We start from the raw sequence: 26,512 nt of genomic DNA, 5'->3' as shown, positions 1-26,512 counted from the left end.
GTCAATGCAATTATCGTTGTTTTTCATTGGGCTCTTAACATTTACGATCACATGATCTATGATAAATACATGATATCGTGAAATCGTTTTCTAAATACCGAACGAGATGAGGGGTTTCCATGAGACTAGCAATCGACGGCGGCAAGCCCGCCAGAAACGCGCCGCTCCCGCCGAACTATCCGGGAGCGGTCATGATGGGACAGGAAGAAGCAGCCGGCGCAACGGAAGTCATTCTGTCGAAGTCGCCCTTCCGCTATTACGGCCCCGACGTGCAAAACGCCGTCCACCGGTTCGAGGATACGATGAGTGCCGGGCTAGGAGTGCCCTATGCGTTGGGAGTGTCTTCTTGCACGTCGGCGCTGATCGTCGCCTTGAAGGCGCTCGGCATCGGCTACGGGGACAAAGTGATCGTGCCCGCCAATACGTTCCTGGCGACGGCCGGCGCTGTCGTATGCAGCCACGCGGTTCCGGTGTTCGTCGACGTCGACGACAGCCTGAACATGAACCCGCTCGATCTCGAACGCGTATGGGACGAGGACGTCAAAGCGATTATCGCCGTGCCTATCCTTGGCAATCCGTGCGACATGGACGCCATCATGGCGTTCGCGAGAGCGCGCGGCGTGCCCGTCATCGAGGACGTGGCGCAGTCTTGCGGCTCGAGCTACAAGGGCCGTTACGCCGGTACGATCGGGGATATCGGCGTCTTCAGCTTCCAGATGAACAAAATCATCACCTCCGGCGAAGGCGGAGCTGTCGTCACACGAGATGCCCTGCTGTTCGAGCGCGCCGTCCGCTACCACGATCAAGGCCTGTTCCGGGATAAAGAAAGATACGGCTTGGAGAGCGACGAGGAGGCGAACGGGTTCATCGGGCAAAATTATCGGATGAGCGAGCTTGCCGGCTCCGTTCTGATCGAGCAGTGGAACAAGCTGGAAGGAATCAACGCGAGCACCAGACGCAACCATGCCGCGATCCTGTCCGTTCTTAAGGCGTCCTTGCCGGGCTTTCGAAGCCGAAAGGTCGTCGACGAAGAAGGGTATCTCGGCTCCAACCTGGGCATGATTTTACCTTCCGCGGAAACGGCGGCCGCCTTCATTCGCGCATTGGACGCCGAAAACATCGGCACCCACCTGCTTTACGGCGGCAAACCTGTCTATCGCCAACCGCAGCTATACGAGCAAAGAACGGCGGATAAAAACAATTTCCCTTTCGACTATCGGTTCCGTAAACCCGTTTCATACAAAAAGCAGCCTTGCCAGGCTGCCGAGGATCTCATGGCGAGAACGGTTTATTTGCCCGTCAGCCCGCTGCTGACCAGCGAAGATATCGAGCAAATTACGGAAGGCATCGTCAAGGTGCACCGGGCGCTCGTGTCGGAAGCTCGGCAATAAACACCGGGAGCTGTACGGGGCCGACTCACAAGCGTTCGCATCTCGCATCGCTAGGGTAGCTTACGGCATGTGTGAACCTTGCACAAGCCCCCAAGACTCCGAGCAGGCGATTGCCTGACGGCAGCGCCATCTCGATTCACACGCGAGAGGACCTCAACTCCCACTGCAAAGCGGGAACTGAGGTCCTCTCCATCTTTCATGCGTTCGGCCGAAGCAGCACTTTCGCTACTTTCCCCGGGTTGCCGAGCAGCTTCTCGAACCATTCCTGCCCCGCCTCCAGCGGAGCTTCGATCGTCCAGTCGCGCAAATCGATTTGCCCTTCGGACAGCCAGCGCAAAGCGGTCTGAAAATTAATCGCCGAATATGCGAATGAACCGCTCAACGATATTTCCTGCCGGATCATATGATTGACCTGCAAGCTCGACTCGGCCTCGTGCAGCCCGGTCACGACGACTTTGCCGCCCGGTGCGCAATGCTCCACGCAGACGCGGCGAGTCGCAGCGGAGCCGACCGCGTCGATCGCAACCTGAACGCCCGCGCCGCCGGTCATCGCTCGAATCGCTTCGGCGGTATCCGTCTCCTTCGGATGCACGGCTGTCGCTCCGAGCGCCTCCGCCATTTCCAGTCTATCCTTGTTCAAGTCGACGGCCACGACGTCCCGGACGCCGTATACCCGCAGCGCCTGCAGTATGAACAGCCCGATTGGACCCATGCCCATGATCAGCACCCGATCCCCGGGTTTCGCCGCAGCCAGCTCAGCGACGCGGACGCCGCAAGCGATCGGCTCGACAAGAGCTCCTTGCTGAAACGACACATGATCGGGAAGCGCGTAAACGAAAGTCGCAGGAATTTTGACGTATTCCGCGTTGCTCCCCGGCAGCGCCGCGCTCAGCAGTTTACGTTCGGCACAAAGCTGCTGCATCCCTCTCAGGCAATAAGAGCATCGCCCGCAAGTGACGAGCGGGTTCGCCGTCACTCTGGCGCCGATAAGCAAATCCGGTCTTCCTGCGACGCCTTCGCCGATCGCCGCGATCGTCCCCGAGAACTCGTGCCCGAAAATGAGCGGCGGCTTGCGCAATGCGTTATGTCCCAAGTACCCGCTAAGCTCGGAGCCGCAGATGCCCGAATAAGCGACCTTGATCAGCACCTCGCCTACTTCCGGCGCAGGCACCTCCGCTTCCCTCATTTTCATATCGCGCGGCCCTTCGTACACCAATGCTTTCATCCGCTATCCCTCCCCGACAGTCACAGTTCCAATCTTTTTTCGTACGAAGTGAGATGCACCGGTCCATACAGCGTAATCTCGTAGCCGTTCTCAATGTGGATGCCGGCGCCCGGACAAATTTCTCTCATGCTCCTGCCTCCGTTACGGAAACCGAAAATACCCGCTTCACGCAGGGCACCCCGAATCGCGATTCGACGTCCGGATCGTCCTCTGTCGTCGGAATCCATGCGACAAGCTCCTCGACCGGCCGTTTCGCCGTTATTTCCGGCTCGCCGTTCTCCGATAATCCTCGAATCGCGGCCGATCTGCGCGCTTCGTGCCAATGCCATGCCTGTCCCGACGTCCAGAAGACGAACCCGTCCGCCCTCGCTCCGTCGACGAACGCGGACATCGCCCGCCTGACGGACGACAAGTTATGAATGTGAACCTGATGAAACAAAAAGTGCGCGATGCCTTGCGCCCGTCTCGTCCGCTCTAATATAGGACCAACGACGCTCGAGTCCGACCAGTAGCCCTGATCGAGGTCCTGCGTCTGAAAACCGATTTCGAGCACGTCGTAAATCCGGTTTTTTTCGTCGGCCCAAGCGACTGGGCGGTAAGGTCGGCACGTTCCGAACGGAAAACCGACATTGCCCCGCTTGCTCGGCCCTCTCGTCTGGTCGACCCGGATAGAGTGGCGCTCGCACCAACGGAACAATTCCCCCCAGCCTTCCAACCTCGTGTAGTGGTTTTTGTTGCTTACGATGTTCGGATGTCCCGTCACTTGCACGATCGCGCGCAATTGGCGGCTGAACGCTTCCTCGGACCATTCACCGCCGTCTTCCTCGAGCGCGTTATAATGAAACGCCAATTCGTGCCCCGCCTGGGCGACTCGCGCATGGACATCGGGGGAATATCCCGGATCGATCAAGCACCAGGTCGACTGAATGCCGCATTCATCCAGCGCCTCTAGCGTCGATACCGCATGCTCGTCTTCGTTCAAATCGCTGTCGTGCGAGATCATCGCGATATGTTCCGCCGAAGCCGGCCAAAAACCGAGAAAAGGCAAACTTAACCCTTGCGAATAAGCGCATCGGACGAGATGTCCGACCATCGCGTCCTTCCACATATCCGCGTAAGGGTAAGCGAAATAAGGCGATCCGGCCTCAGTCCGAAGACGATCGAGTTCCCAATCAAGCTCGATGCCGTCGTCCGCCTTCAGGATGCCTTCGTCCACGTCCGCGCTGCCGTCCGGCGCGGGTATGCCGTCGCGGAGAACGGGCTCCGTTCCTTGCTGCAAGCCAACGACTGTATACGGCACGTCGATCGCCCATCGCTCCATTCTCCCCCGGCCTACTTGGATCGACCGCAACGTCGGACCCTCGCCGCCTTCACCGTCCAGCCAGGGGATCGCGCGTAAAAATCGCAGCGGCGTCCCTTCCTCGAATGACGGAGGCAACGTCGCGTACCCGACGGAGACTGGCGCGCCTTCGCGGAAACCAAGTCCGCGCGCCAGACATCGCAAGCCGCCGTATGAAACGACGCAACCTCCCGCCTCCGCGTAGCTTCGCAAGCGGGAGGCCGTTCCGGCGTCGTCCGGCGCGTGCGCGGCGACGATGACATCGTACGAGCACGCATCCGCTTCCGGCCATTCGGCCAACGACTCGAAAGGAATACCGTAATCTTTCAAAATCTCTTCCGTATAAGCGCCGAACGTGTTGAGCCCGTGCGCCCAATGCTTTTCCGCCGACGCGCGGTCGAACCATACGCCCACCTTGGCCATTCTCATCGTCGTCACCTCGCGAACATTCAGACTGTTTGTTCCACAACACCTACGAATGGCATCACGGTTTTCCAGACCGGATCCAATGCGTCGTCAGCGAACACGGCCACCTTCGTTGCGCCTTCGCTGACGCCGTCGAAGCGAAGCGTTAATCTACCGTCCGACTCCAGCACGCCGCCCGTCCAACGGGATAACTTCAAGTCCACCAAATAGGCCATCGCATCGTCGAGCGTAACAGGAATGGCTCCCCGTTCGCGGACATAGGCGGTTACTCCATCCATGATGGCCCGCCAGCGCTCAGGCGAGATGTATTGGATGTAACCCGATTCGTGCGTAAACAATTGCGCGAGGACGAGCGAATCAAGCGCCCGGGACAGCTGGTTGACGCCGTGGTTGATCGTATCGTCGACGTTCTCGTTCGGCGCCCACTCGTAGCCTTGGTCGTCCCGAATCTCGGTCACGCTCGCGAAGAAACGGCTTTCGTCGCCGCTTTCTCCAGACGGATACCAATCTGCGTAATAGACGGGCGTGTTCGTCGCGAACGGCAGCCTCTTCGTATGGAAGGGCGCGCCATACGTCATCGTCCCGCCGTACGGCCGATCGGGCGGGTTCATCGACAGCACGTACCGGAAACCCCATTTTCGCAAATACGGGAGAAAACCGGCCGACAATTCGTAATAATGGGGAACGAACACCTTCGACATCGGCAAGCCCGGATTCGCCTCGTACCATGCTTCGACTTTGCGGGCGTTCTCCGCGACGGCTTCGTCCGGCAACGGCTCGCATACCGCCGCCTCCGACCAATAACCCAGTTCCGGTTTCCTCGGCTTATGCAGGAAATAAATAAAGTCCCAATAAGAGAACGCATGAGGACACGCCGTCGCCTGACCTGCGGCAAGGATCGGACGGAGTTCCTCCACGATCTCCGGCGTCAAGTCGTCGAGAAACAAGCCCGAGAAAGGCTTCCATCCAAGCTCGACGCAGTCCCTCATCCAATAAAGCCCGCTCTCGCCCCCCAGCCGTTTGCCGAAGCCGGATACGTCGTCCACGCGCATCGTGACGAAAGGAGGCAGGCAGCGGAGCACGAAAGGCTTGCGAGCCGTCCATACGAGAGAGCGCCAAAGTAAATCGTCCATACCGTACAACGGCCCGAGCACGTCCTGCCGCGCCCAAGCAAGCGTCGTCCATACGACTACTTTGCCCGATATCGCGTCTTCGGAAGGATTCAGGGACAGTAAAGGCTCTTGTCCGAGCGCAGCCACATTTTCTCCCTCGACGGCTAACAAAGGAGAAACCGCTTTCGACAGGTTGAAAAACAATCGACGTTCACCCGATTGATGCAGCTTTGCGATCGGATGGTCCGCATTCCTTACCGAAATCAGCCCGGAAGCACGGAGTTCCGAACGGCGAGACGCCCACGGAGAGATCGCCTCCCCGAAGGTAACTAGCCCCGTCCCGCTACCTACCGCTTGGCACACAGCTTCTGCCATGCCTGAAGAGCCCTCCAGGCATCCAGGATGCGAGAGCACGACAAGCGGCCATTGCGACAAGTTCGCCGGTATGCCTTCCGTCGCACAGTCGTGGATATCGTAAGCCATTCCCCATAATTCCAAGTACGGCGCGAACGTTTCCGTAAAAAGACAATATTCCGGGTGACGGGAGGAAACGATGATTAAAGGATGAACGAAACGGAGAGTCGCCATCTTTCAGCCGCCTTTGTTTGGTATATCGAAATCATTTTCAGATCACTGATTACGGAGACATCATAGCATATGCGACAAATGACCGTCAATCGTATCGCAACGCGTGCTTTAATCGCTGTCGGTGCGGCCAGCGATGCTCGTTCGGCGCGGGGAAACACACTTGATCTTACCGAACGGCAAAAAAACTACGACTGACCATTTACTTGCTATAGCCTTTGGATCACGCTCTACAGTGCCCGCAGTGTTCGCGGAATCACACCTCTAAAAAAAAGCAACGATTATATGGACTTTTCGTAAAGTCGCGTTAATCGTTGCCGTTGTTTAGATGTCCTTGCCCGCGGTGGCGTAATCGCGCTCCACTCGCTCAACTCGGGTATGGCGATAACTCATCGGTTCAACCATACCGTCATTCCTGAAACTTCGCTTTCGTTCGCAGCTTCCATGAAGCGGACGACTTCAATCATCTCCTGTGAATCAATCGGCTCTACGCCGTCCTGAAACATCTTCATAATCGCTTCCAGCAAACTGGCGTAATAGGGTTTGACTGCCTTGCTTATTTCGATGAGCTGGGACCCCCTCTCGCCATGGAGGAGACAGCCGTATTCAAAATTCCCTTTGCGATTCCCTCGAAGCGTGGCGACTCTGCCGCCCTTCCAACGGCCGACCACGACGTGCTGATCGCCATCTACCGTCGTCGATACGCTTTCGCAGCCCGGACCGAGAACAGAATAAGCGATCTCCGCCAGGTGAACGCCGTACCAGAACATGCCCGGCATAAGCAGTTCCAGCTTCATCGGTCCATAACAGTCAATTCCATACACGGTGCCTCCGGCCTCTTCCGCACAAGCTTCCATTAAGCTCTCCGCGTAACGAAGCGACGAGGCGCTCAAGAGCGTGACTCCATGCCGTGCCGCAAGCTCCGTCATCGCGCGGGCTTCTTCCTCCCGCATCGCAAAAGGCTTGTCTACAAACACAGGCTTTCCATACGGAGCAATGCGAGCGAATTGTTCAAGGTGTACGCGACCGTCGACCGAAGTCAGAAGAATGGCGTCCGACCGTTCGGCCAGCGCCTCCGGTGAATCGACGAGCGCGACACCGTATTCCTCAGTCAGCGTACGTGTGAAGCCGTCGATTCTGCCGTAGCTTAGCTCCAAATCGTGCGAACCTCCACGATATCCCGCGACGACACGCCCGCCCGACACATGGTATGGATGAGCCGAATCATTCAGCATTTCCGTGAAAGCGACGCAATGGGACGAATCTAACCCGATGATGCCGATGCGAAGAATATGCTCGTTCACTGTTTTGCTCCTTTCTGGTTTCGCAGAGCTTTTGTCTCTCATCTTGCATCTTAATGTTCATATAAATAAAAGACAAATCCATTAATCGTCTTTTAATAGGCGTACGATCAACGCTCCCCTGGACGATGCCGATCTACTTTAAGCGCAGATTCCGGTTCATTCAAGTAAAAACCCTCAACACACGCGTCATAGATGAGGGTTTTACCGATTTCGCCCGATGTGTCATTAAAGCCTCCGTCAAACCCGATCTCCGGTATAGGCAGTGAAGCGGTATTCACCCGATCCAACGTGGATCAGCGTCCGATCGCCGAGCCTGCCTATAAATTCAACATCAGGTACCTTGCCGATCTGTTGCCCATTCTCTAAAATGTCGTTCATGCTTGCAGCCGGAACGTGAATAACGGCAGTCGTATTAACAGGAATGGTGACATCGAGCTGCAATACTCCCGCCTCCTCTTGGCGCCAGTACACGGAGACGCGGCCCTGAACGAGATCATGATGAGCCCTCGCCCACCGGACTCCCTCTACAGGATGCGGTGTGATGGCGATCCGCTGAAAACGCGGTTCCTCATAGTCGATCCGGATACCGGCTAAGCTCGAATAGAACCATTCTTCGGGATGGCCGAACATAAAATGATTTTGCGAAAGCCCCGCCGTCGGACCGTCCCACAGTTCCGTCAACGTCGTAGCTCCGTACGAGATTTGGTACCCGTAGCTCGGATGATCGGTTTTGCGAAGCAGAGACGCGACGATTTCCGCTTGACCTCCTTCCGTCAGCGCCTTGAGCAGAAAGCGCAATCCAACCTCTCCGCCTGAAGGGCTGTTACCTCTTTGTTGAAAATCGCGCACGATGTTTGCCAACATCTGTTTCCGCAACGCATCGGGCACGATGCCAAGCGCGAGCGGCATCGCGTGCGACGTCTGGCTCCCGGTGGCGTACCGCCTAGCGTTCTCGTCGAGAAATTCGGCGTTAAACGATTGCCCGATACTTGTAGCAAGCTCCAGGAAATAACGCTCGTCTTCGGATTTTCCTAGCAATCTCGTGATTTTCTCCATCAATACGGCATTGTAATAATAAATTGCGGAAGCTGTGACGGGAATCGGCGTATGGAGCGGATAACCGTCGGACCCGACATCGCACCAATCACCCAGGCCGTGGCTTAACAGGTGATTTTCGGAACGGGACGTCAAATAGACGACGTACTTTTTCATGCCATCGTAATGCCGCTCGAGCATATCCCGGTCACCGTACCAATTGTAGGCGTACCATCCCGCGATAATATAGGCGCTCCCCCATTCCGGAGAATCCCGAAAACCGTCTTCGAAAACGGTATATTCCGGAGCGATATCCGGGACAAGCCCGTTTTCAAGCTGCGCCTCGGCCACGTCGTCCATGATTTTGCGGTAAAGATGCGGAACGTAGTAGTTGTACATGATGGAAGGCCCCATCAGATGGGCCTGCTCCAGCCAGCCCAATTTCTCGCGGTGAGGACAATCGGTCAACAGACTTTTCATGTTGCTTAAGATCGCCCAATTGATATTTTCGTGAATTCGGTTCCATAGCGGTTCAGAGCATGCGAATGCGCCTGACACCGATACGTCCGGATAAATCATCTGCCCTTCGATCCGTCTCAGCGTCGGCAACCTCTCGGCCGCAGGCGGAACATGATTTGCGGGAACGGCTCCTTCGACTTGAATATAACGAAACCCGGAGTAGGAAAATCGCGGGCTCCACGTTTCAATGCCTTCTCCATTCAACGTATAGGAGAAATAACTCGGCCCTTTCGTCCACGTTTGATTCACCGTGCCGTCAGCGTTCAGCAACTCGCCGTACGTCAGCTTCACGTTCGATCCGGCAGCGCCTTCCACATCGATCCCGATCCATCCTGAGAAGTTCTGCCCAAAATCATAGACATATACGCCAGGCGAGCATTCGTTCAACTGAACAGGCTGAAACACTTTCATGACTTTCAGCGGGGGCAGATCTTGCGCTCGAAGCTTACCGCTTGGCCCCATGACTGTCCGAGTACCATGCCATCTGTCGTCTTCTACGAAGTCGGCTTCGTCCCAGCCCGGCGTCCATAATCTCGCATCGTAATCTTCTCCGCCATACATACACGCGAACGCTATTGGCCCCCGACTTGCACGCCAATGATCTCCGCTTACGACTTTCGCTGTCGTGCCGTCGTCATATTCGACTTCCAAGCGCGCGATCAGCTTCGGCTCGCCGAAGCTGCCCACATACTTGGAATAACGTCCTCCCGTCACGTTGAAGAATCCGTTGCCGAGCATAACGCCGATTGCATTGTCTCCCTTTCGCACGTATTCCGTTGCGTCGATGACCGAGTACAGGCACGTCTTGTCGTAATTCGTCCAGCCGGGTTCCAGCACACGGTCGCCGACCTTTCTCCCGTTCAATCGGAGTTCATAGTGTCCGAGTCCGCAAATATATGCCTTTGCTCTTGCGACTTCTTTATCCAGACGAAATACCGATCTAAATATCGGGAGCGCCCCCGTATTCTCCTCGTCCGCCATCCCGATCCATTGCGCTTCCCAATCGCCCGGATCGAGCAATGCCATTTCCCATTCGCCCGTCTCGCTATCGTCCGTAGGCTGTCCGTTCGCATCCCATGCCTGCACTTTCCAATAGTAAGCCTGCCCGGATCGAAGCGGCAAACCCGCGTAGGCGATGTCGCGATGACTGCTGGAGACGACTTTTCCGCTGTCCCATAACAGTTCCGCTTCGCCGTTCGCCAATCGCTCCGGACTGGAAGCGACGACGATGCGATAAGCGGATTGGCTTTGCGCCCTTTTATCCGACTCGTAACCCCAACTGAATCGCGGATGGGGTCGATCGACCCCAATCGGCCGAGCTGAGTATTCGACTTGCAATCCGATCACTCGAAATTCGGCTGCCATTTCGTTCTCCCCTTTCCTCCACTACCCGTTCACGACAACCTTCCGAACGATCACGTTGGCGTCCAAGTTTATGTTAGGCATGAATTCGATCACCGAGAGCTTCTTGTCCGGATACGGGTTGGCGATAACGATCCGGTAGTACGTTCGTTCCTCTTCGCGGATAGGCCAAGTCGAATAAGACACTTCGATCAGAGAGCGATCGAACTCATAGACGTCGTAATCGTCGGACATTCGGGTCGTCCACGATCGGTTGAAATGCGAGATGTTTTCTCCGTATTTCACCGGGTACCGAATAACGGCTCCATCCTCGAACGTCAATACGTAATCCCCTAAATAATCTTTCTCCGGTTCAATGAACGTGCCGTCGAAAAACCAGGCGAATTCCCGCGTGAACGTCGTGGCGTGCGTAATTTCGATATGCGGCCCCGATAACGTGCGGCGATTTTTGTACCGGAACACGTCCGCGAACACTTCCTCTGCAAGAGCGGCGTATTCCCTTTCTTCGTAACCTTCCCGCCAGAACATCCTGGCGCCGTACGCCATATTGAAGAAAATCCCGTTTCGCTGCACATAATCTTCCCTCAGCGCGCTCCAATTCGAGATGCTCGCCCCTTGTACGCCTCTCGACAGCCTTCTCCCCCACTCCGGAATACCTGGCCCCTCGAAGTTGCCATAAACTAATGCCAAGCCGCGACTAAGATAATCTTCGTCATACGCTCTGGGCATCGACCAGTACCAGTGCATCACTTGCATATCTCGAGGAATAAGATCGATCGCCCGATAAGTTGGAGGAACGAATTGGATGAAGTTCCCTTCCTTGTCGCAGATGACGCGCGCTGACCCGCCGTGCGTCAGGCCGCGCTTGCTAATGCAATTGATCAGCTTATCGCCCCAGATCATCGCGCGTATCCCTTTGCGAGTTAAATAACCGTGGATCTTATTTAAATCTTCGGCGTAAATCTCCGCGGCGTCCTTGCCCTTGCATCGGTCGCACAAACCAACGGAATAATACTCATCGTGGCCGATATGGATCGTATCCGGCTGAAAGACGTCAGCCACTTCGTCAAGCACGTCGAACAACAGTTCATAACTTGCCGGGTTAGATGGACAATACGTGTCCGGGTATGCATCCTCTTTCCTCTCCGCCAGCTCGGGATGCCGGGTCAGCAAATAATCGCAATGGCTCAGACAAGGAACTTCCGGAATGACGCTCAATCCCCTGATCTTGCAATAAGAGACAAGATCCCGGACCGTTTCCTGCGTCAACCAGCCACCGCCTCCATTCTCGCAATGGATGGAGTTTTTCTCCCACTTGGAGCCATGTTGGATCTCTGTCGCTTTACCTGAATATTCGCGCATCTCCAGACAGTACGCTTCCCATCCTTCGTTAATTTCCGGATGCCGCTTGTACTCCATCGCTCCGCCGACCTCGATGACGATCGTATTATATCGATAATAGCAAGCCATATCGACGAAAGCCTTAAAGTAAGCAATGTCGTCCTCTGCCGGTAAATACACTTTAAGTCCACGGAAAGAACATAATGGAACGTTATAGATAAGGCCATGACGCAGAAACCCGTTATTCGCCAATTGAAGCAAATTGTACGCCCCATAGACGAAGCCTCTGCGGCTCGCCGCATAGATCCGAATCTCATCCTCTTCGAACTCGATCACGTACCCGTCTTCGTTGTTTTCGTACACATCGCCGAAAGTTACTCTAAGTTTATCGCGAAGATCTTCATGCGCCGAATCGACGAAGTGAACAGCAGCGTAATGGTTCTGCTCCTTGTTCGTCGACTGAGCCTCCGAGACGATCCCGCCGAGAAGCGCGTCCCCGTCAATGATCCGGGTGTCGGAAGTGATGAACGCTCCGACTTCCTTCAGCTTCGCGTACCTGTTCATCCGCTCCATCATTGAGCTGTATCCCCCATTCATTGTCTCTACTCTTTCACGCTGCCCATTACGATCCCTTTCATAAAATAGCGCTGAAGAAAAGGATACGCGCATAAAATCGGAAGCGCTCCAAGAAAGAGTTGTGCCGCCTTCGACGTGCGATCGGATACGTCCTTCAGATCTTCCAGGCTCTGGGACGAGACGAGCGTCAGATCGCGAACCGTCGTCACGGTCTGCAAGTAACTTTGCAATGGATAATGAGCCGGGGAGTTCATCAGCAACAATCCGTCGAACCACGAATTCCAGTGGTAGACGATCGTGAACAGCGCAACGGTCGCAAGCGCCGGTGCGGACACCGGGACAAACACGCGAATCAAAGTCGTCAGATGGCCTGCGCCGTCCATGAACGCCGCCTCTTCCAGTTCCTTCGGGAGCCCCCGAAAGAAATTCAGCAGCAGGATCACGTTAAACACTTGTACCGCATTCGGAATGACAAGGGCCCAGATCTGATCGAGCAGCCCCGTTTGATTAACGGCCATATACCACGGAATCAATCCGCCGTTAAACAAAATCGTAAGCATGAAAACCCAAGCGTATATCGTGCGCCCCCTAAACGCGTTCTCTTCCTTGGACAACGCGTAGGCGGAGAACAATGTCAACGTCAAACTGATGATCGTTCCAAGAGAAAACCGCTTTAGCGTCACGACCATCGCGGTCAGGAATTGTTGTTTATGCATAATAAACTTGTACGAACTGAACGTAAACTCGACCGGCCAAAACTTCACCATATTGGCGATTGCCGGCCCGGCGGAACTGAACGAAATCGCAAGAATGTTAATGAGCGGCAGCAAACAAACAATGGACAGGCCGGTCAGCAAGATGGTGTTGCCGATCAGGAACAGCTTTCTGCCAAGCGATAATCGAATCACGGTTCCCCCTCCTTCCTAGAAAATACGGTATTTCGCCAATCGGTACGCGAGGAAATAAGAAGCGGAAATAAGCACTAGGGACACGACGGACTTAAAGAGACCGACGGCTGTCGCGACACCGAATTGGGCATCATCGAACCCGAGACGGTACACTAACGTATCGATAATATCTCCGCTCTCGTACACTTGCGGGCTGTACAAATTAAACACTTGATCGAATCCGGCGTTAAGCACGTTCCCCAGACTGAGCGTCGTCAGCAAAATAACGATCGGCAAAATCCCCGGGAGCGTCACGTTTAAAGTTTGTTTCCACCGGCTCGCCCCATCGACGACCGCCGCCTCGTACAAAGAAGGATTAATGCCCGTGAGCGCCGCCAAATAAACGATCGTATTGAAGCCGAATTCCTTCCATACATCCGAACCGACGAGGACAAACGGGAACCAATGGTTATTTCCCAGAAAATAAATCGGCTTCACGCCATACGAACCTAAAATATCGTTCACAATCCCGGTCGACGGAGATAATATATCGATCAACACGCCGCTGAGAATGACCCAGGACAAAAAATGCGGAAGATATACCATCGTTTGCACCGCTTTTTTGAATCGTTCGTTCCGAACTTCGTTGAGCAGGAGAGCCATCAATATAGGCAACACCAGATTGGCGATAATTTTCATCAGCGCGATATAGACCGTATTCCACACCACTTGGATCGTTCCGGGCAAATTGGCAATATACTCGAAATTGTCCCAGCCTACCCACTCGGAATGCCATATGCCTTTCGCAGGCGTGAAGTTCTGAAAAGCGATTACCGTTCCCGCCATCGGATAATAACTGTAGATAGCAAGGATGGCCAGAGACGGCAACAACATGAGATGAAGCGGAAGCTGTCGCATCCTCGTTTTTCTTTGCATCGTTTCCACTCCTTCTGTTCCGCATAGGGAAGGGGGATACCCGTCGGGTTTCGCCTCCCGGATATCCCCCTCTTTTTAGACGATTATTTGTTTTTGTACCATTCGTTAACTTCTTTCGTAATCTCGTCTCCGCCGACTTTTTTCCAATCTTGTACGAACTTATCGAATTTATCGATCGAGTCGCCCATAATGATTTTCGTGAACACTTCGTATTCCATTTTGTCGAGCGTCGATTGCTTGGCCGCCATCGTCTTGGTCGGCGTGCCGTAAAATTCATTGTAATAATCCAGATTGTTTTTGGCGTATTCGTTCATCGCCCTGAACGATCCGGTTTCGCCGAAAATCCGGTCTTGTGACCATTCCGCGGTCGTTCCCGACCCGCTTAAATATTTCGTGATGAGGTCGTAAGTCTCTTTCTGCGTCGGATCGAGCTTCGACGTGTCTTTCGATTTCAACGCCTCGGTTACGCTCAAATGGATGTTCAGATTTTGCTTGGACGATCCGGCCCGCATGACGGCGAACTTGAATACTTCGATGCCGTCCGGTGTTTTGGCATATTTCTGGAGCGTTTCAAGCGTTTTCGATTTGCCGTAATTTCTTTCAATGTACAAATTCAGCATTTTGATTGCGGCTTCCGGGTTGGCGTAGCCTTTCTTCACGGCAACGAAATCGTTGATCGATTGGGTAATTCCCGGCATCGCCGGCTTATCGTCGACCGAGACGATCGGATAAGCTGTCCACTCCGCTTTCGGATCATTGTCGCGGCTGGCGTTAAACGGGAACAACGGATTCCACATGTGGCCGTAACTGAGCCCGTTTTTGCCGGCGCCTTGGGGTTCCGCCGCTTTGTTCGTGTCTTTGGACCCGAATTCTTTATCGATTAAGCCGGCTTTATACATTTCCTGAAGCTTCAGCAGCGCCGCTTTTACTTCAGGTTGAATGCTGCCGTTCACCAGATTGCCTGATGCATCTTTGATCCAAAAACGAGGGTACGCATGATAGCCGAACATAAAACCATCGATTCCCGCATAGCCGCTGTTGCGCTCATACAGTTCCTTCTGCAGTTCCAGCCCGATCGTGTCTTTTTTGCCGTTCCCGTCGGGGTCTTGGTTCGTGAATGCATCGGCGATTTTCACGACGTCGTCGATCGTCTTCGGCTCGGGGAGATTCAATTTCTTCAGCCAATCGCTGCGCACCCACAGCAAAGTGGAAGCATCGAAAGAACCGCTGACGGAAGGAATCGCCATCAATTTCCCGTTAAACGTCGCCGAGTCGAGAGCGATGTTGCCTTCTTCGGTGAAAATCTGTTTCGTGAGCGGGGACGCGTACTTGTTCCAGACTTCAGTTAAGTCTTCCACCATGTTCGCGTCGACAAGCTGTTTCAATTGAACTGCTTTTACGGGGATCAGATCCGGTACGTTGCCGGATGCGATAGAAACGTTCATTTTCTGCTCGAACGTCGATGCGTCCGCTGTCCAATCGTTTTTCAACTGAATGCCCAGATCGTCCAAATACGATCTTGTCCATACGTTGTTGTCGATCGTATCGCCCGGCGGGAACTTCATCGAGCCGGTAATGGCCATAGCGGTCGAAATGTTGATCGGCGTAGCGTACTTGCCCACCGGATCGATTTCCTCCGATGCGGCCGCCGATTCCGTCGGTTCCGCCGACTGGGACGATGGCGCGCTTGCGGAAGAAGGAGGTGCTGAAGCCGTGTTGCCGTTATTATTGTTTTTACTGTTACATGCCGTCGTTACCAGGATCAGGCTGATGACGAGCGCTAGGGCTGCGAACCCTTTCTTGCCTTTCCTCATGGATTGTGACCTCCTCTGTTTATGTTGCCTCTTCATTGTAGCAACGACCTCGACGTTCTCCCATTTCGACCTGTTGACGTTCCTTACGTTCCGTTTACATGTTCGCATCGCGATATTCCTGAGGCGTCATTTGTGCCATTCTTTTGAAAAATGTCGTAAAATAAGGCGCCGATGCAAATCCGATCGCCGTCCCGATTTCGTGAATTTTATATTTCGGGTCGCGAAGAAGCGCCATCGCTTTGTCTAACTTCGCCTCCGCAATATAGTCGGACAAGCCGACTCCCATCGTTTGTTTATACAGTCGCGATAAATAGGTGGGATTCAAGTACACCTGCTCCGCAAGCCGCGTGAGCGACAGATCCTGGTCCAGATGTGCTGCAATATAACGGTTGATTTGCTCCGCCACCCAGCTTGTCCGCTCATCCCATTCCTCTTTTCTTCGTTCGAACAACAGGTCCGACGTGAATGTTAAATAGCGGAACGCTTCCATAGCAGACCCGTGACTATCGAATCGAGTCAATTTATCCAAGTCAATCGCGGCAACAAGATCGGCGCCCGTCCTGCCTACATGGGACAAGAGCATAGACATGACGGAGTAATAACATTCGAGCATAAGCATGTAATGATACGGCTCCGCCAGCACGATCGATTTCAATTGCTCGAACCTTCTCGTAAACTCCTCCTGTTGTCGGCTTTCCAAACATTTCTCGAGCTCGATTATCTTTTTCCGTAATTGATCGTGATTTGGTCCGCTTTCGCGCGGAGTATGATTTCCGCCGGCCGGCAAGCCGTTAACTGCATACCATTGATCGGTAAGCAACATTTCATTCCCCTGACCAAGTCCAAGATTCAATATTTTATTTAATCGGGCATAAGTTGCCGGCAGTTCATCGAATGCCGATACCGAACTTCCCGCCGCAAGAGAGATCGGCAGCTTCAGTAACTCCTTGCAAGTCGTCTGAACCGACTCCAGCGTCCCGAGTACGAATCCCGCCCATTTCGAGCTTTCGCTGCTATCCGTTTCCCGGGCCTGGATAAACCATACGAATGTTTTGCGGTCGGCGAGCACCGACTGGAATCGACATGCGCCGAAATACTCCATTGCGACGTTCTGAACCGCGTACATGAGCAGTCCCATGTCCGAATAACTTGCTCCGTCCTCCCAACGGTCGACCCTGCCTACGACGAGTAAACAGGCTTCCTCCGGGCTTAACGCGATTTTGAGTTCTTTCATCCATCCGGAATCAAGCCGGTTGGCAGGCATATCGCCTTCCAGGAAAGCGAGCATATATTCCTTCTGCAGCGCCGGCAGCGCATGAAACATTTGCTCGCGCGCTTCGACGACAACCTGCTCGCTTCTTATTTCGCTTGCTAGCGCTTGGATCGCCTGCTCCACGCTTTGCACGATGGCTTCGTCGTATTCCGTCTTCAACACATAATCGATGACGCCGCCCCGCAGAGCCTCCTGAATATAAGCAAAATCGTCGTAACCTGTCAGGAAGATGACTTTACAACGCGGCCATTGCCGATTGATTCTTTTTTGCAGCTCGATGCCGTTCATGATCGGCATGCGAATGTCCGTCAGCACGATATCGATTCTCGTCTGCTCCATCCATTCGATGGCCTGAATGGGGGAATAGGCGCGGATGACGTCCAGCTCGAGATGCGTAAGTCCCGTAAACAATTCGAATAATCCGTCGACGATATACGGCTCGTCGTCAACGAGCAATAATCTAAGCATGTTCGTTCTCCTCCTTATCGATCGGAATCGACAGTTCGACTCTGAGACCGCCTGCCGCACCTCGGCTGAAAGACAATCCGTACTGCGTGCCGTATTTAATGCGAAGGCGACGATGCACGTTTATTAGCCCCGTGCTTTCTACCTCGTCTGCCGGCAGCTTCAATTGCGTCGCAAGGCGCACAAGCGTATCTTCAGTTAAATAATCTCCGTTGTCTTCTACGACGATGACAAGCGAATCCGTCTTTTCTTCGAAGGAAACGGTAATTTGGCCGTTGGACAATTTATTTTCCATGCCGTGGTCGTACGCGTTCTCGATGATCGGCTGAAGAATGAGCTTAGGCACGCTGATCCGCGAACAACCGGCCGGCACTTCTCCGAACCGCGCTTCGATTCGGTTGGAGAAGCGGATCGTCTGAATTTCCGCATAGGTTTTAACGAAAGCGACTTCCGTTTCGAGCGGGATGAACTCCGCCCCCGTACGCGTAATGAACTGATAGTATTCGCTAAGAAACTTCGTGAATCTCACGATGTTCTCGTAATCTTGAATTTTGGCCATGCGGTACAGAATGAAGAAACTGTTATATAGAAAATGAGGATTAATTTGCGATTGGAGTTGGCGAAGCTCGGATGATTGAACGCGGTATTTCTGCTCGTACACTTCGTGAACGAGCACGTTCAGCTTTCCGACCATGTCATTGAAATGATCGTATAAGTAGCGAAACTCGTCTTTGAACGGATTCACGACGACGGTCAGATTGCCTCTCTCGACTTCGCGAAAGGCGCCGATCAGTTTCTTAAGCGGCTTATGGATCAACCGGAATATCAAATAAGAGAAAAAGACGATAATGACAACGGACAAACACGAGAGCAGCCAGAAGCCGATCGTATATTGTTTCAGCGGTCCCAACACGTTTTTCTCGGGCAAATACATCAACAGCGTCATGTTGAACTTCGTAGAAGCTTCGTATGCCACCATCACTTTTTCGCTGTCGATTTTGACTGATTTCAATCCCGTACCGCTATAAAGGCTTGTCCGAGCTAGCTTGTCTTTGAAAAAATTAGCCGTGTCGCTATTGCTAGCGACGAGCCATGCCGCATCGCCGCCATATAACACAACGCCGCCTTGATCGTCGCTGCCAAAACCTTGGAGCGCTTTCTCGATTTTGTCTTTCGCAATCTCGACTGTCAGCACGAATAATGACGGAGTTCCGCGCATGACTGCATTGTCGGGATATGGAAAACTGAAAAAGAGCCTACTTTTCCATTGCAGGAACGGTGCTTCAACCCGGTCTGCCGGTGCGAGCATGGCCAGAAATTGTTCCTCTTGAATGCGGCTAATATATTCATTGGACGATATCGTCCGATTCAATGCCGGAATATATGCGACGACATTGCTAATGTACGGACTTGAGCTTTTGAGCAATTCCAGCCGTTTCTTCAATCGCATCGTCGCTTCCCAAATTTCGATTTCCGACATCACTTCCGATGCGATCGACAAGCGCTGTAAGTCGTCATCGACGATATATTCCTGCCCTTGCCGGATCATTCTTGCAAACTCAGCGTCCAATGACCCCATATAGAAGTGAACCCTGGAAGTCATTAACTTCGAGATCTCCTCTCGAACGCTGTTCGATCCGGATAGATTCATGAATAAACTAAGCGCGTTAAGCGGAATCAGTACGAGCAGAAACGTAAGCACCAACTTCGGAAAAATAGAAAGGGACAACAGCTTTCGCCTGAGGTAGGACAAAGGTTTCCATAACGTTTCGATTGTGGCTTGCACTATAGACCGCTCCTTCATCCATCGCTTCATGAAGTGAAATAAAGGACTGGCAAACCGAAGTTCCCAGCCCTTTATTTTTGTATATGAAACTATTTTACCTCGATTTCGGCGAATTGCATCCGATAAGTTCCCTCGTTAAATCTCAGGCTCGTTCCGTTAATCTTCACGTATCTGGCCGTTGAGGCAGGGAATGTGAAAGATTGCGCCTCGTTGCCCGGCTGCGTATATCCCGTCCGCGTGACGACGGTCGTCCAGTTGACGTTGTCCGGTGAAGTCTGGATCGTGAAATCGACCGGGAAGAAGTACCCCGTTTTCACGCCGTCGTTTCTCGGGAACAGGTTGACGGTACTGATTTTGCTGCTGCCTCCAAGGTCTACCGTTACCCATTCGGTATGGTTGGAGGTGAGATTGCTGTTACTGCTCCAGCCCATCGAATAGTAGACGTTCGATAACCGCGCACCATCCGTTGCGTTCATAAGCAACCATCCATCCGATGCGCTTTCATAAGAGCTGGACGCGGTCACTTTCTTACCTGCCGCCAAATTGCCCCCGAACGCCTGGATTTCGGCAAATTGCATCCGGTAGGAAGACTGGTTATCGATTCGAAGGCTCGTGCCGTTCACTTTAATGTATCTGGCATTCACGCTATCGAACGGGAACGACTGAACCGCATCGCCCGGCCGCGCATATCCCGTCTTCGTGACCACAGTCGTCCAGTTAACGTTGTCCGTCGACGTCTGGATCGTGAAGTCGATCGGGAAGCCGTATCCGGTCTGCGCACCGTCGTTGCGCGGATACAGGTCGACGCGGCTGAGCGGATACGTCTTGCCCAGATCAACGGAAATCCATTCGCTGTGGTTGGCTCCCGTGTTACTGTCGCTGCTCCAACCGTACAACCCCGGCGCGGATGACGCTTTTCCGTCCACGGCGGCCTGGGGAGACCAACCACCCGTAGTAAACGAGCTTGATGCGGCGACCGTCTTGCCTTCCGCATAGTTTTGCTCCGCGTTAATGGCCACGTTATCGAAATTGGCGCTGCTCGCGGTAACAAGCGCGATGTTGCCGGCCGAATAACCGCTATCGTTTACGTTCAATAGGGCGGTGGCATTATTGCCTGCGAATACTTGAATGTTATTGCCACTCGCCACGACCTTCACCGTCGTGTATTGACCGGCGACATAGCCGGGCACCGCCGCCTCGCTAAGCGTCGTGCCGGAACGATAGATAAAAATGTTCCCGTTGTTCCGCAGCCCGACCAAATATCCCGTATCGACATCCGTCGCGTTAGCGCTTCGCACGACGGCTCCGGCCCAGTTCGTACTAATTCCGTTATCGTTCAAGATTTTCGTATCGAACGTAAGGGCAAAATCGCCATAAGAACGGCCCTTCACTCCGGAAACAGCCTTCCACTGCGAGGCGTTGGACTGGCTGTATTCTCCTCCGGATACGGACCACGTCCCGAGCGCATGCACCCAATTGCCGTCGTTACCGCTGCTGAAGTCGTCGGAAAACGCGAACCTTGCATCGGCTTGCGACGAAACGATCTCGTCGAGAATTTGCTTGTGCGCAATATCCACGTTAACGCCCGAACGTGTGTAAGCCGTAAAATTTGTGATCAGAGATTCCGCGATGCTCTTGGCGATCAACGGTTTCGTCTGACGTAAAATGTTCAGCAGTTCATAATCTTGAACCCCGTACAGCTGGTTCTCACTGCGAACGCTGTCATAAATATCGTACGCCGGCTTATTCGGCCGCACGAGCCACCAATCGCCCCAGCCGTGTCCGTCTCCTCTTTCCGTATCGAGCGCGTACCACGATGACGTCGCGGCATCCCTGTCCGCCCAAACATTCCAGCCCCAGTGTAGATATCCTTTGGCGCCGACTTTCCATCCCAGCCAAGGGAGCAGCCTCGTTTTGTCGAGATGATAACTGATAAACCTGTTCATATAATTACCTTCAGGACTACTCGATGTGTAAAGCCATAACTCTTTGCCGTTTTCGATTCTTTGTTTTTGGTAGTACGCCGTATTCTGGTCGTAAAGCTCCGTCAGAGGCGTATAGTTTGTTAAACCGTTTTCCATCCCTGTCCATAAATAAGAATGAGCCTCGTTTGTCTGAACATTATTGCCGAACACCGCTTTAAATTTGGCGTAGTACCACATGGCGGCATCAATTTGACCTTGATTTTGGGGTTCGTCTTCGGCGGTCATAATTAATTTGTCGGTCCAGCCTTTCGCGTCGAGATGCGCTTTAAGAGCAGGAAGCAGCTGGTCCAAATACGCGTTGGCCGTAGCGGAATTGGGAACGTCGCCGTAATACACGGCTTTACCGCCCGTGCCTCTCACTAATGTGTCGACCTTCGAAGAACCGTCTCCCGGATGCTGTATTTGCTGCGGCACGTAAATATACTGCAAAGCGCCCGCATCGATAAACGTCTGAACGAACCGGTCGAACGTCGCCCATCCGAAATTAACGTGGCCATTCGTATCGACCGTCGTATCGGGAATAAGCAAGCCATGGAAATCCGTATGAATGACGTTGTTCCTGTGTTTAGCATGATTGGCAGCGATATTCTCGATGACCTTCCACCAGTTCGCATCGTACATTGTGACATTGTATTGCATAGGAATTTCTTGTTCCGTGGCGGCAAAATCCCAGCCCGCGGACCCGAACCAATTGTTCATCTTAAATGTGGATTGATTCGTGGGCGGAATGGTCACGTTATAGACGATAACCGTCACGTTCACCGTTACGTTGCCGCCGCTGCTGTTGACGACCGCCGTGCCCGTATACGTACCCGGCGTCTGCGTCGGCGACGCATATACGCTGTAGTAATAGGGCTGCGTCACATCGGCCTCGACCGTCTGCGGCGTGTTGTCCTCTAGAGAATCGGTATAATCGCCGCTGCCCGGGAAAGTGGATCCCGGAGGATTTTCCTAATCCCCGAAGCCGTTGGCGTCCGCGACTTTCCTTACGCCGGTATGAGTGATTTCTCTCGTCACTTTAATGTTCGAGGCGGGAATCGTCGCGCCTCCCGGTCCGGTAAGGGTGTTCGCGGTCACGTAGACGTTAGACTGTGAAGATGACGAACGAACGAGAATTTGTGCAGCTTGATATTCGTTTCTGGCCGCATATAGCGTAATAGCCGTGTTCGCGCCGGACGGCATCGTCGACGTCTGGAATGCCCTGTCGGACGCGCTTTGAATCCAGACGGACGGAGCCGCCGCTGACGCGCTTCCCACAGACAGAAAAAGGCTGGACAACAAGGCAAGCGTGAGCAGGAGTGAAAGCCGCGTTTTCGAGAAAATCGACGTTCGGATAAATGATTTCATTTTTTTCATTACAATCTCCTCCGTGTTGTTTGATTCCCATGCGACTTCTTCTTCGGATGTTCGCCGCGCATACCCCCTTTAGTCATACCATATAACAGTTGAAGCGTTTACATCGTTTCGAAATCTTGCGATTCCTTTCGTATTTCAGACCATTTTCGCGGAGAGCGATTTGGGACATTAAAATGCTCCCCTTAGCGGTGATAAGGGGAGCACTTCCTAAAGCTATTTCACTTCGATTTCGGCAAATTGCATCCGGTAAGTCCCTTCGTTATACCTCAAGTTCGTTCCGTTGATCTTCACGTATCTGACCGTCGCGGCAGGGAATGAGAAAGATTGCGCCTCGTTGCCCGGCTGCGCGTATCCCGTCCGCGTGACGACGGTCGTCCAGTTGACATTATCCGGCGAAGTCTGGATCGTGAAGTCAACCGGGAAGAAGTATCCCGTTTTCACGCCATCGTTTCTCGGGAACAGGTTGACCGTGCTGATTTTGCTGCTGCCTCCGAGGTCTACCGTCACCCATTCGGTATGATTGGAGGTGAGATTGCTATTACTGCTCCACCCCATTGAATAGTACACGTTCGATAACCGCGCGCCATCGGTCGCATTCATAAGCGACCATCCATCCGACGTGCTTTCATATGAACTGGATGCGGTCACCTTCTTACCTGCCGCCAAGTTGCCGCCGTACGCCTGAATTTCGGCAAATTGCATCCGGTAAGACGACTGGTTATCGATTCGAAGGTTGGTGCCGTTCACTTTAATGTATCTGGCGTTCACGCTGTCGAATGGGAACGACTGAACCGCATCCCCCGGTTTCGCGTAACCCGTCTTCGTGACGACGGTCGTCCAGTTGACGTTGTCCGTTGAGGTCTGGATCGTGAAGTCGATTGGGAACCCGTAGCCGGTCTGCGCACCGTCGTTACGCGGATACAGGTCGATGCGGCTGAGCGGGTATGCCTTGCCAAGATCAACAGAAATCCATTCGCTATGGTTCGCTCCCGTGCTATTGTTGCTGCTCCAACCGTTAGAATTCGCCGAAGATGACTTTCTGCCATCCACTGCTGCTTGCGGAGACCAACCACCCGCCGTATACGTGCTCGATGTGGAGACCGTCTTGCCTTCCGCATAGTTCTGCTCCGCGTTAATGACGACGTTATCGAACTTGGCGCTGCTGGCGGTAATGAGCGCGATGTTACCGGCAGTAAACCCACTGTCGTTCACATTCAGCAGCGCTGCCGCATTATTGCCCGCGAACACTTGAATGTTGTTGCCGCTCGCCACGACCTTCACCGTCGTGTATTGACCGGCGACATAGCCTGGTACCGCCGCTTCGCCAAGCGTCGTACCGGAACGATAGACGAACACTTTGCCGTTGTTGCGAAGCGCAACCAAATACCCCGTATCAACGTCCGTCGCGTTGGCGCTTCGTACGACGGCACCGGCCCAGTTCGTGATGTTTCCGGCATCGTTTACGATTTTCGTATCGAAAGTGAGGGAAAAATCGCCATAAGAGCGGCCTTTCACGCCGGAAACAGCCTGCCACTGCGAAGCGTTGGACTGGCTGTATTCCCCGCCGGATACGGACCATGTTCCGAGCTCATGCACCCAGTTGCCGTCGTTGCCGCTGCTGAAATCGTCGGAGAATGCAAACCTTGCATCACCCTGAGACGACACGATCTCGTCGAGAATTTGCTTATGCGCGACATCCACGTTTGCTCCCGATCGCGTGTAAACTGTAAAGTCGGTAATCAGGGATTCCGTGATGCTTTGGGCAATAATCGGTTTCGTCTGCTTCAAAATGTTCAGCAACTCATAATCTTGAAGCCCGTACAATTGGTTCTCGCTGCGGACACTGTCATAAATATCGTATGCCGCTTTATTCGGACGCACGATCCACGCATCACCCCAGCCGTTTCCGGCTCCGCTTTCCGTATCCGCGGCAACAAAATTCGTTCCGTTCCAATCAACCCAATAGTTCCAGGCCCAGTGAAGATAACCTTGGGCGCCGATTTTCCAACCCAGCCACGGGATGAGCCTTGTTTTGTCGAGATGGAAGCTGATGTATCGATTCATATAGTTTCCGTGCGGGCTGTTGGCCGTATAAAGCCATAACTCTTTACCGTTTTCAATTCTTTGTTTCTGATAGAACGCCGCATTCTGATCGTACGTATCCGTTTTTGGCGTATTATTCGTCAGACTGCTTGCAAGTTCAGGCCATACGATATAATGCGCCTCGTTCGTCTTCACGTTATTGCCGAAAACTGCTCTCAGCTTGCCGTAGTACCAAATGGCGGCATCGATTTCCCCTTGGCTTTGAGGTTCGTCTTCGCCGCTTACAATCAATTTATCGGTCCAGCCTTTCGCATCAAGATGTGCCTTTAAAGCCGGGAACAGTTGGTCCAAATAGGCGTTGGCCGATGCAGAATCAGGGACGTCGCCGTAATACACGGCTTTGCCATTCGGCCCTCTGACGAGCGTATCTACCTTTGAAATCATAATGTTGTTGACTTTTTCATGCTGAATTTGCTGCGGCACGTAAATATACTGTAACGCACCCGCATCAATGAACGTCTGAACGAACCGGTCGAACGTCGCCCAGCCGAAATTAACGAGGCCGTTCGTGTCGACCGTCGTATCGGGAATGAGCAAGCCGTGGAAATCCGTATGAATGACGTTGTTTCGGTGCTTGGCATGATTGGCCGCAATATTCTCGATGACCTTCCACCAGTTCGTATCGTACATCTCAACACCATATTGCAAAGGAATGATTTTTTCAGTACCGGCAAAATCCCAGCCAGCTGACCCGAACCAGTTGTTGATCTTAAACGTAGACTGGTTCGTAGGCGGAATGGTCACGTTGTAGACGATAACCGTTACGTTCACCGTTACGTTACCGCCACTGCTGTTGACGACAGCCGTGCCTGTATACGTCCCCGGCGTCTGCGTGGGAGACGTATAGACGCTGTAGTAATAAGGCTGCGTCACATTGGCCGCGTTCGTCTGGGGCGTATTGTCCTCCAGAGAATCAGTATAATCGCCGCTGATTCCCCCGACGGAACCCGGAGGATCTTCATGATCTCCATCGACTTTCCATACGCCGAAATGGGTAATTTCCCTCGTCACTTTAATATTCGAAACGGGAATCGTCGCGCCTCCCGGTCCGGTAAGGGTGTTCGCAGTGACGTACACATTAGACTGTGAAGACGATGAGCGAACGAGAATTTGCGCGGCTTGATATTCGTTTCTGGCCGCGTACAGCGTAATGGCCGTATTCGTGCCGGAAGGCATCGTCGACGTCTGGAACGCCCTGTCGGACGCGCTTTGAATCCAGACGGACGGAGCGGCCGCGGACACGCTGCCCACAGATAGGAACAAGCTGGACAGCAGAGCAAGCATGAGCAAGAGCGAAAGCCGGGTTTTCGAAAGAATCAGCATGCGGTATAGCGACTTCATGCTTTTCATTACAATCTCCTCCGATTTTCATTTTTTTCATTCGACTTCTTGTTCAGCCAACCGATCGCTCATCCCCCCTTGAGAATTACGATACAACAGTTGAAGCGTTTACATCGTTTCGAAATGTTGCAATTGCTTTCGTTTTAAAGACTTGATTTTTGTCAAGCGCTTCTGCCACATACAATACAAAAAATAAGAAGCTTTCAAAATTACTTTAATTTCGTATTTCTTCTCTTTTTTTTGCCTGTTGTGCGCTATCGACATTCGTGTCGATCTGACTAACCTTGCCTTAAATTGGGATCGTGTATCTTAAGATGACGCCCATGCTGGGCTTACCACAACAAACAGGCG

General features: G+C 53.2%; 15 protein-coding genes. 1 reads left to right on the top strand and 14 read right to left on the bottom strand.

What is annotated here, in order from left to right; translation table 11 throughout:
• Positions 1-119 precede the first annotated feature (119 nt).
• On the top strand, positions 120-1,391 hold the full coding sequence (locus ACFPOF_RS08425; RefSeq protein WP_378131526.1) for a DegT/DnrJ/EryC1/StrS family aminotransferase: 1,272 nt from the start codon (positions 120-122) through the stop codon (positions 1,389-1,391).
• Between the two features lie 196 nt (positions 1,392-1,587).
• Here ACFPOF_RS08425 and ACFPOF_RS08420 read toward each other — a convergent pair whose 3' ends face one another.
• From ACFPOF_RS08420 to ACFPOF_RS08355, 14 genes are all read right to left on the bottom strand, one after another.
• Positions 1,588-2,616, bottom strand: a complete 1,029-nt coding sequence (locus ACFPOF_RS08420; protein ID WP_378131524.1) for a galactitol-1-phosphate 5-dehydrogenase — start codon at positions 2,614-2,616, stop codon at positions 1,588-1,590.
• Between the two features lie 124 nt (positions 2,617-2,740).
• Entirely contained in the window at positions 2,741-4,384 is a 1,644-nt protein-coding gene (locus ACFPOF_RS08415; protein ID WP_378131522.1) for a hypothetical protein, read from the bottom strand.
• Positions 4,385-4,404: 20 nt separating this feature from the next.
• Complete coding sequence (locus tag ACFPOF_RS08410) at positions 4,405-6,081, bottom strand: hypothetical protein (RefSeq protein ID WP_378131520.1); 1,677 nt, start codon at positions 6,079-6,081, stop codon at positions 4,405-4,407.
• 386 nt (positions 6,082-6,467) lie between these two features.
• Entirely contained in the window at positions 6,468-7,382 is a 915-nt protein-coding gene (locus tag ACFPOF_RS08405; protein WP_378131519.1) for a Gfo/Idh/MocA family protein, read from the bottom strand.
• A gap of 237 nt (positions 7,383-7,619) precedes the next feature.
• On the bottom strand, positions 7,620-10,301 hold the full coding sequence (locus ACFPOF_RS08400) for an alpha-L-rhamnosidase (RefSeq protein WP_378131517.1): 2,682 nt from the start codon (positions 10,299-10,301) through the stop codon (positions 7,620-7,622).
• A gap of 21 nt (positions 10,302-10,322) precedes the next feature.
• Positions 10,323-12,215 (bottom strand): family 20 glycosylhydrolase, encoded by a 1,893-nt coding sequence (locus ACFPOF_RS08395; protein WP_378131515.1) that lies wholly within the window; start codon positions 12,213-12,215, stop codon positions 10,323-10,325.
• Between the two features lie 26 nt (positions 12,216-12,241).
• Positions 12,242-13,123, bottom strand: a complete 882-nt coding sequence (locus tag ACFPOF_RS08390; protein WP_378131513.1) for a carbohydrate ABC transporter permease — start codon at positions 13,121-13,123, stop codon at positions 12,242-12,244.
• A 15-nt stretch (positions 13,124-13,138) separates the two neighbouring features.
• Positions 13,139-14,038 carry an ABC transporter permease gene (locus tag ACFPOF_RS08385; RefSeq protein WP_378131511.1) on the bottom strand — a complete coding sequence of 300 codons (900 nt, stop codon included), beginning with the start codon at positions 14,036-14,038 and terminating at the stop codon, positions 13,139-13,141.
• Positions 14,039-14,121: 83 nt separating this feature from the next.
• Entirely contained in the window at positions 14,122-15,852 is a 1,731-nt protein-coding gene (locus ACFPOF_RS08380; protein WP_378131509.1) for an extracellular solute-binding protein, read from the bottom strand.
• A gap of 94 nt (positions 15,853-15,946) precedes the next feature.
• Entirely contained in the window at positions 15,947-17,593 is a 1,647-nt protein-coding gene (locus ACFPOF_RS08375) for a response regulator (protein WP_378131507.1), read from the bottom strand.
• A complete protein-coding gene (locus tag ACFPOF_RS08370) occupies positions 17,586-19,376 on the bottom strand; it encodes a sensor histidine kinase (protein WP_378131505.1) in 1,791 nt (596 codons plus the stop codon). The genes ACFPOF_RS08375 and ACFPOF_RS08370 overlap by 8 nt, the downstream gene beginning before the upstream one ends.
• Positions 19,377-19,465: 89 nt before the next feature.
• On the bottom strand, positions 19,466-22,225 hold the full coding sequence (locus tag ACFPOF_RS08365; protein WP_378131504.1) for a discoidin domain-containing protein: 2,760 nt from the start codon (positions 22,223-22,225) through the stop codon (positions 19,466-19,468).
• 87 nt (positions 22,226-22,312) lie between these two features.
• Complete coding sequence (locus tag ACFPOF_RS08360) at positions 22,313-22,717, bottom strand: hypothetical protein (protein WP_378131502.1); 405 nt, start codon at positions 22,715-22,717, stop codon at positions 22,313-22,315.
• A gap of 213 nt (positions 22,718-22,930) precedes the next feature.
• Positions 22,931-26,170, bottom strand: coding sequence for a discoidin domain-containing protein (locus tag ACFPOF_RS08355; protein WP_378131500.1), 3,240 nt, complete (start codon positions 26,168-26,170; stop codon positions 22,931-22,933).
• Positions 26,171-26,512: the final 342 nt, after the last annotated feature.

It is taken from the genome of Cohnella soli, from assembly GCF_042655525.1.
Taxonomy (GTDB): Bacteria; Bacillota; Bacilli; order Paenibacillales; family Paenibacillaceae; genus Cohnella; species Cohnella soli.
Note: the sequence above shows the minus strand (reverse complement) of the source record. Positions and strands in the feature narration are given on the sequence as shown.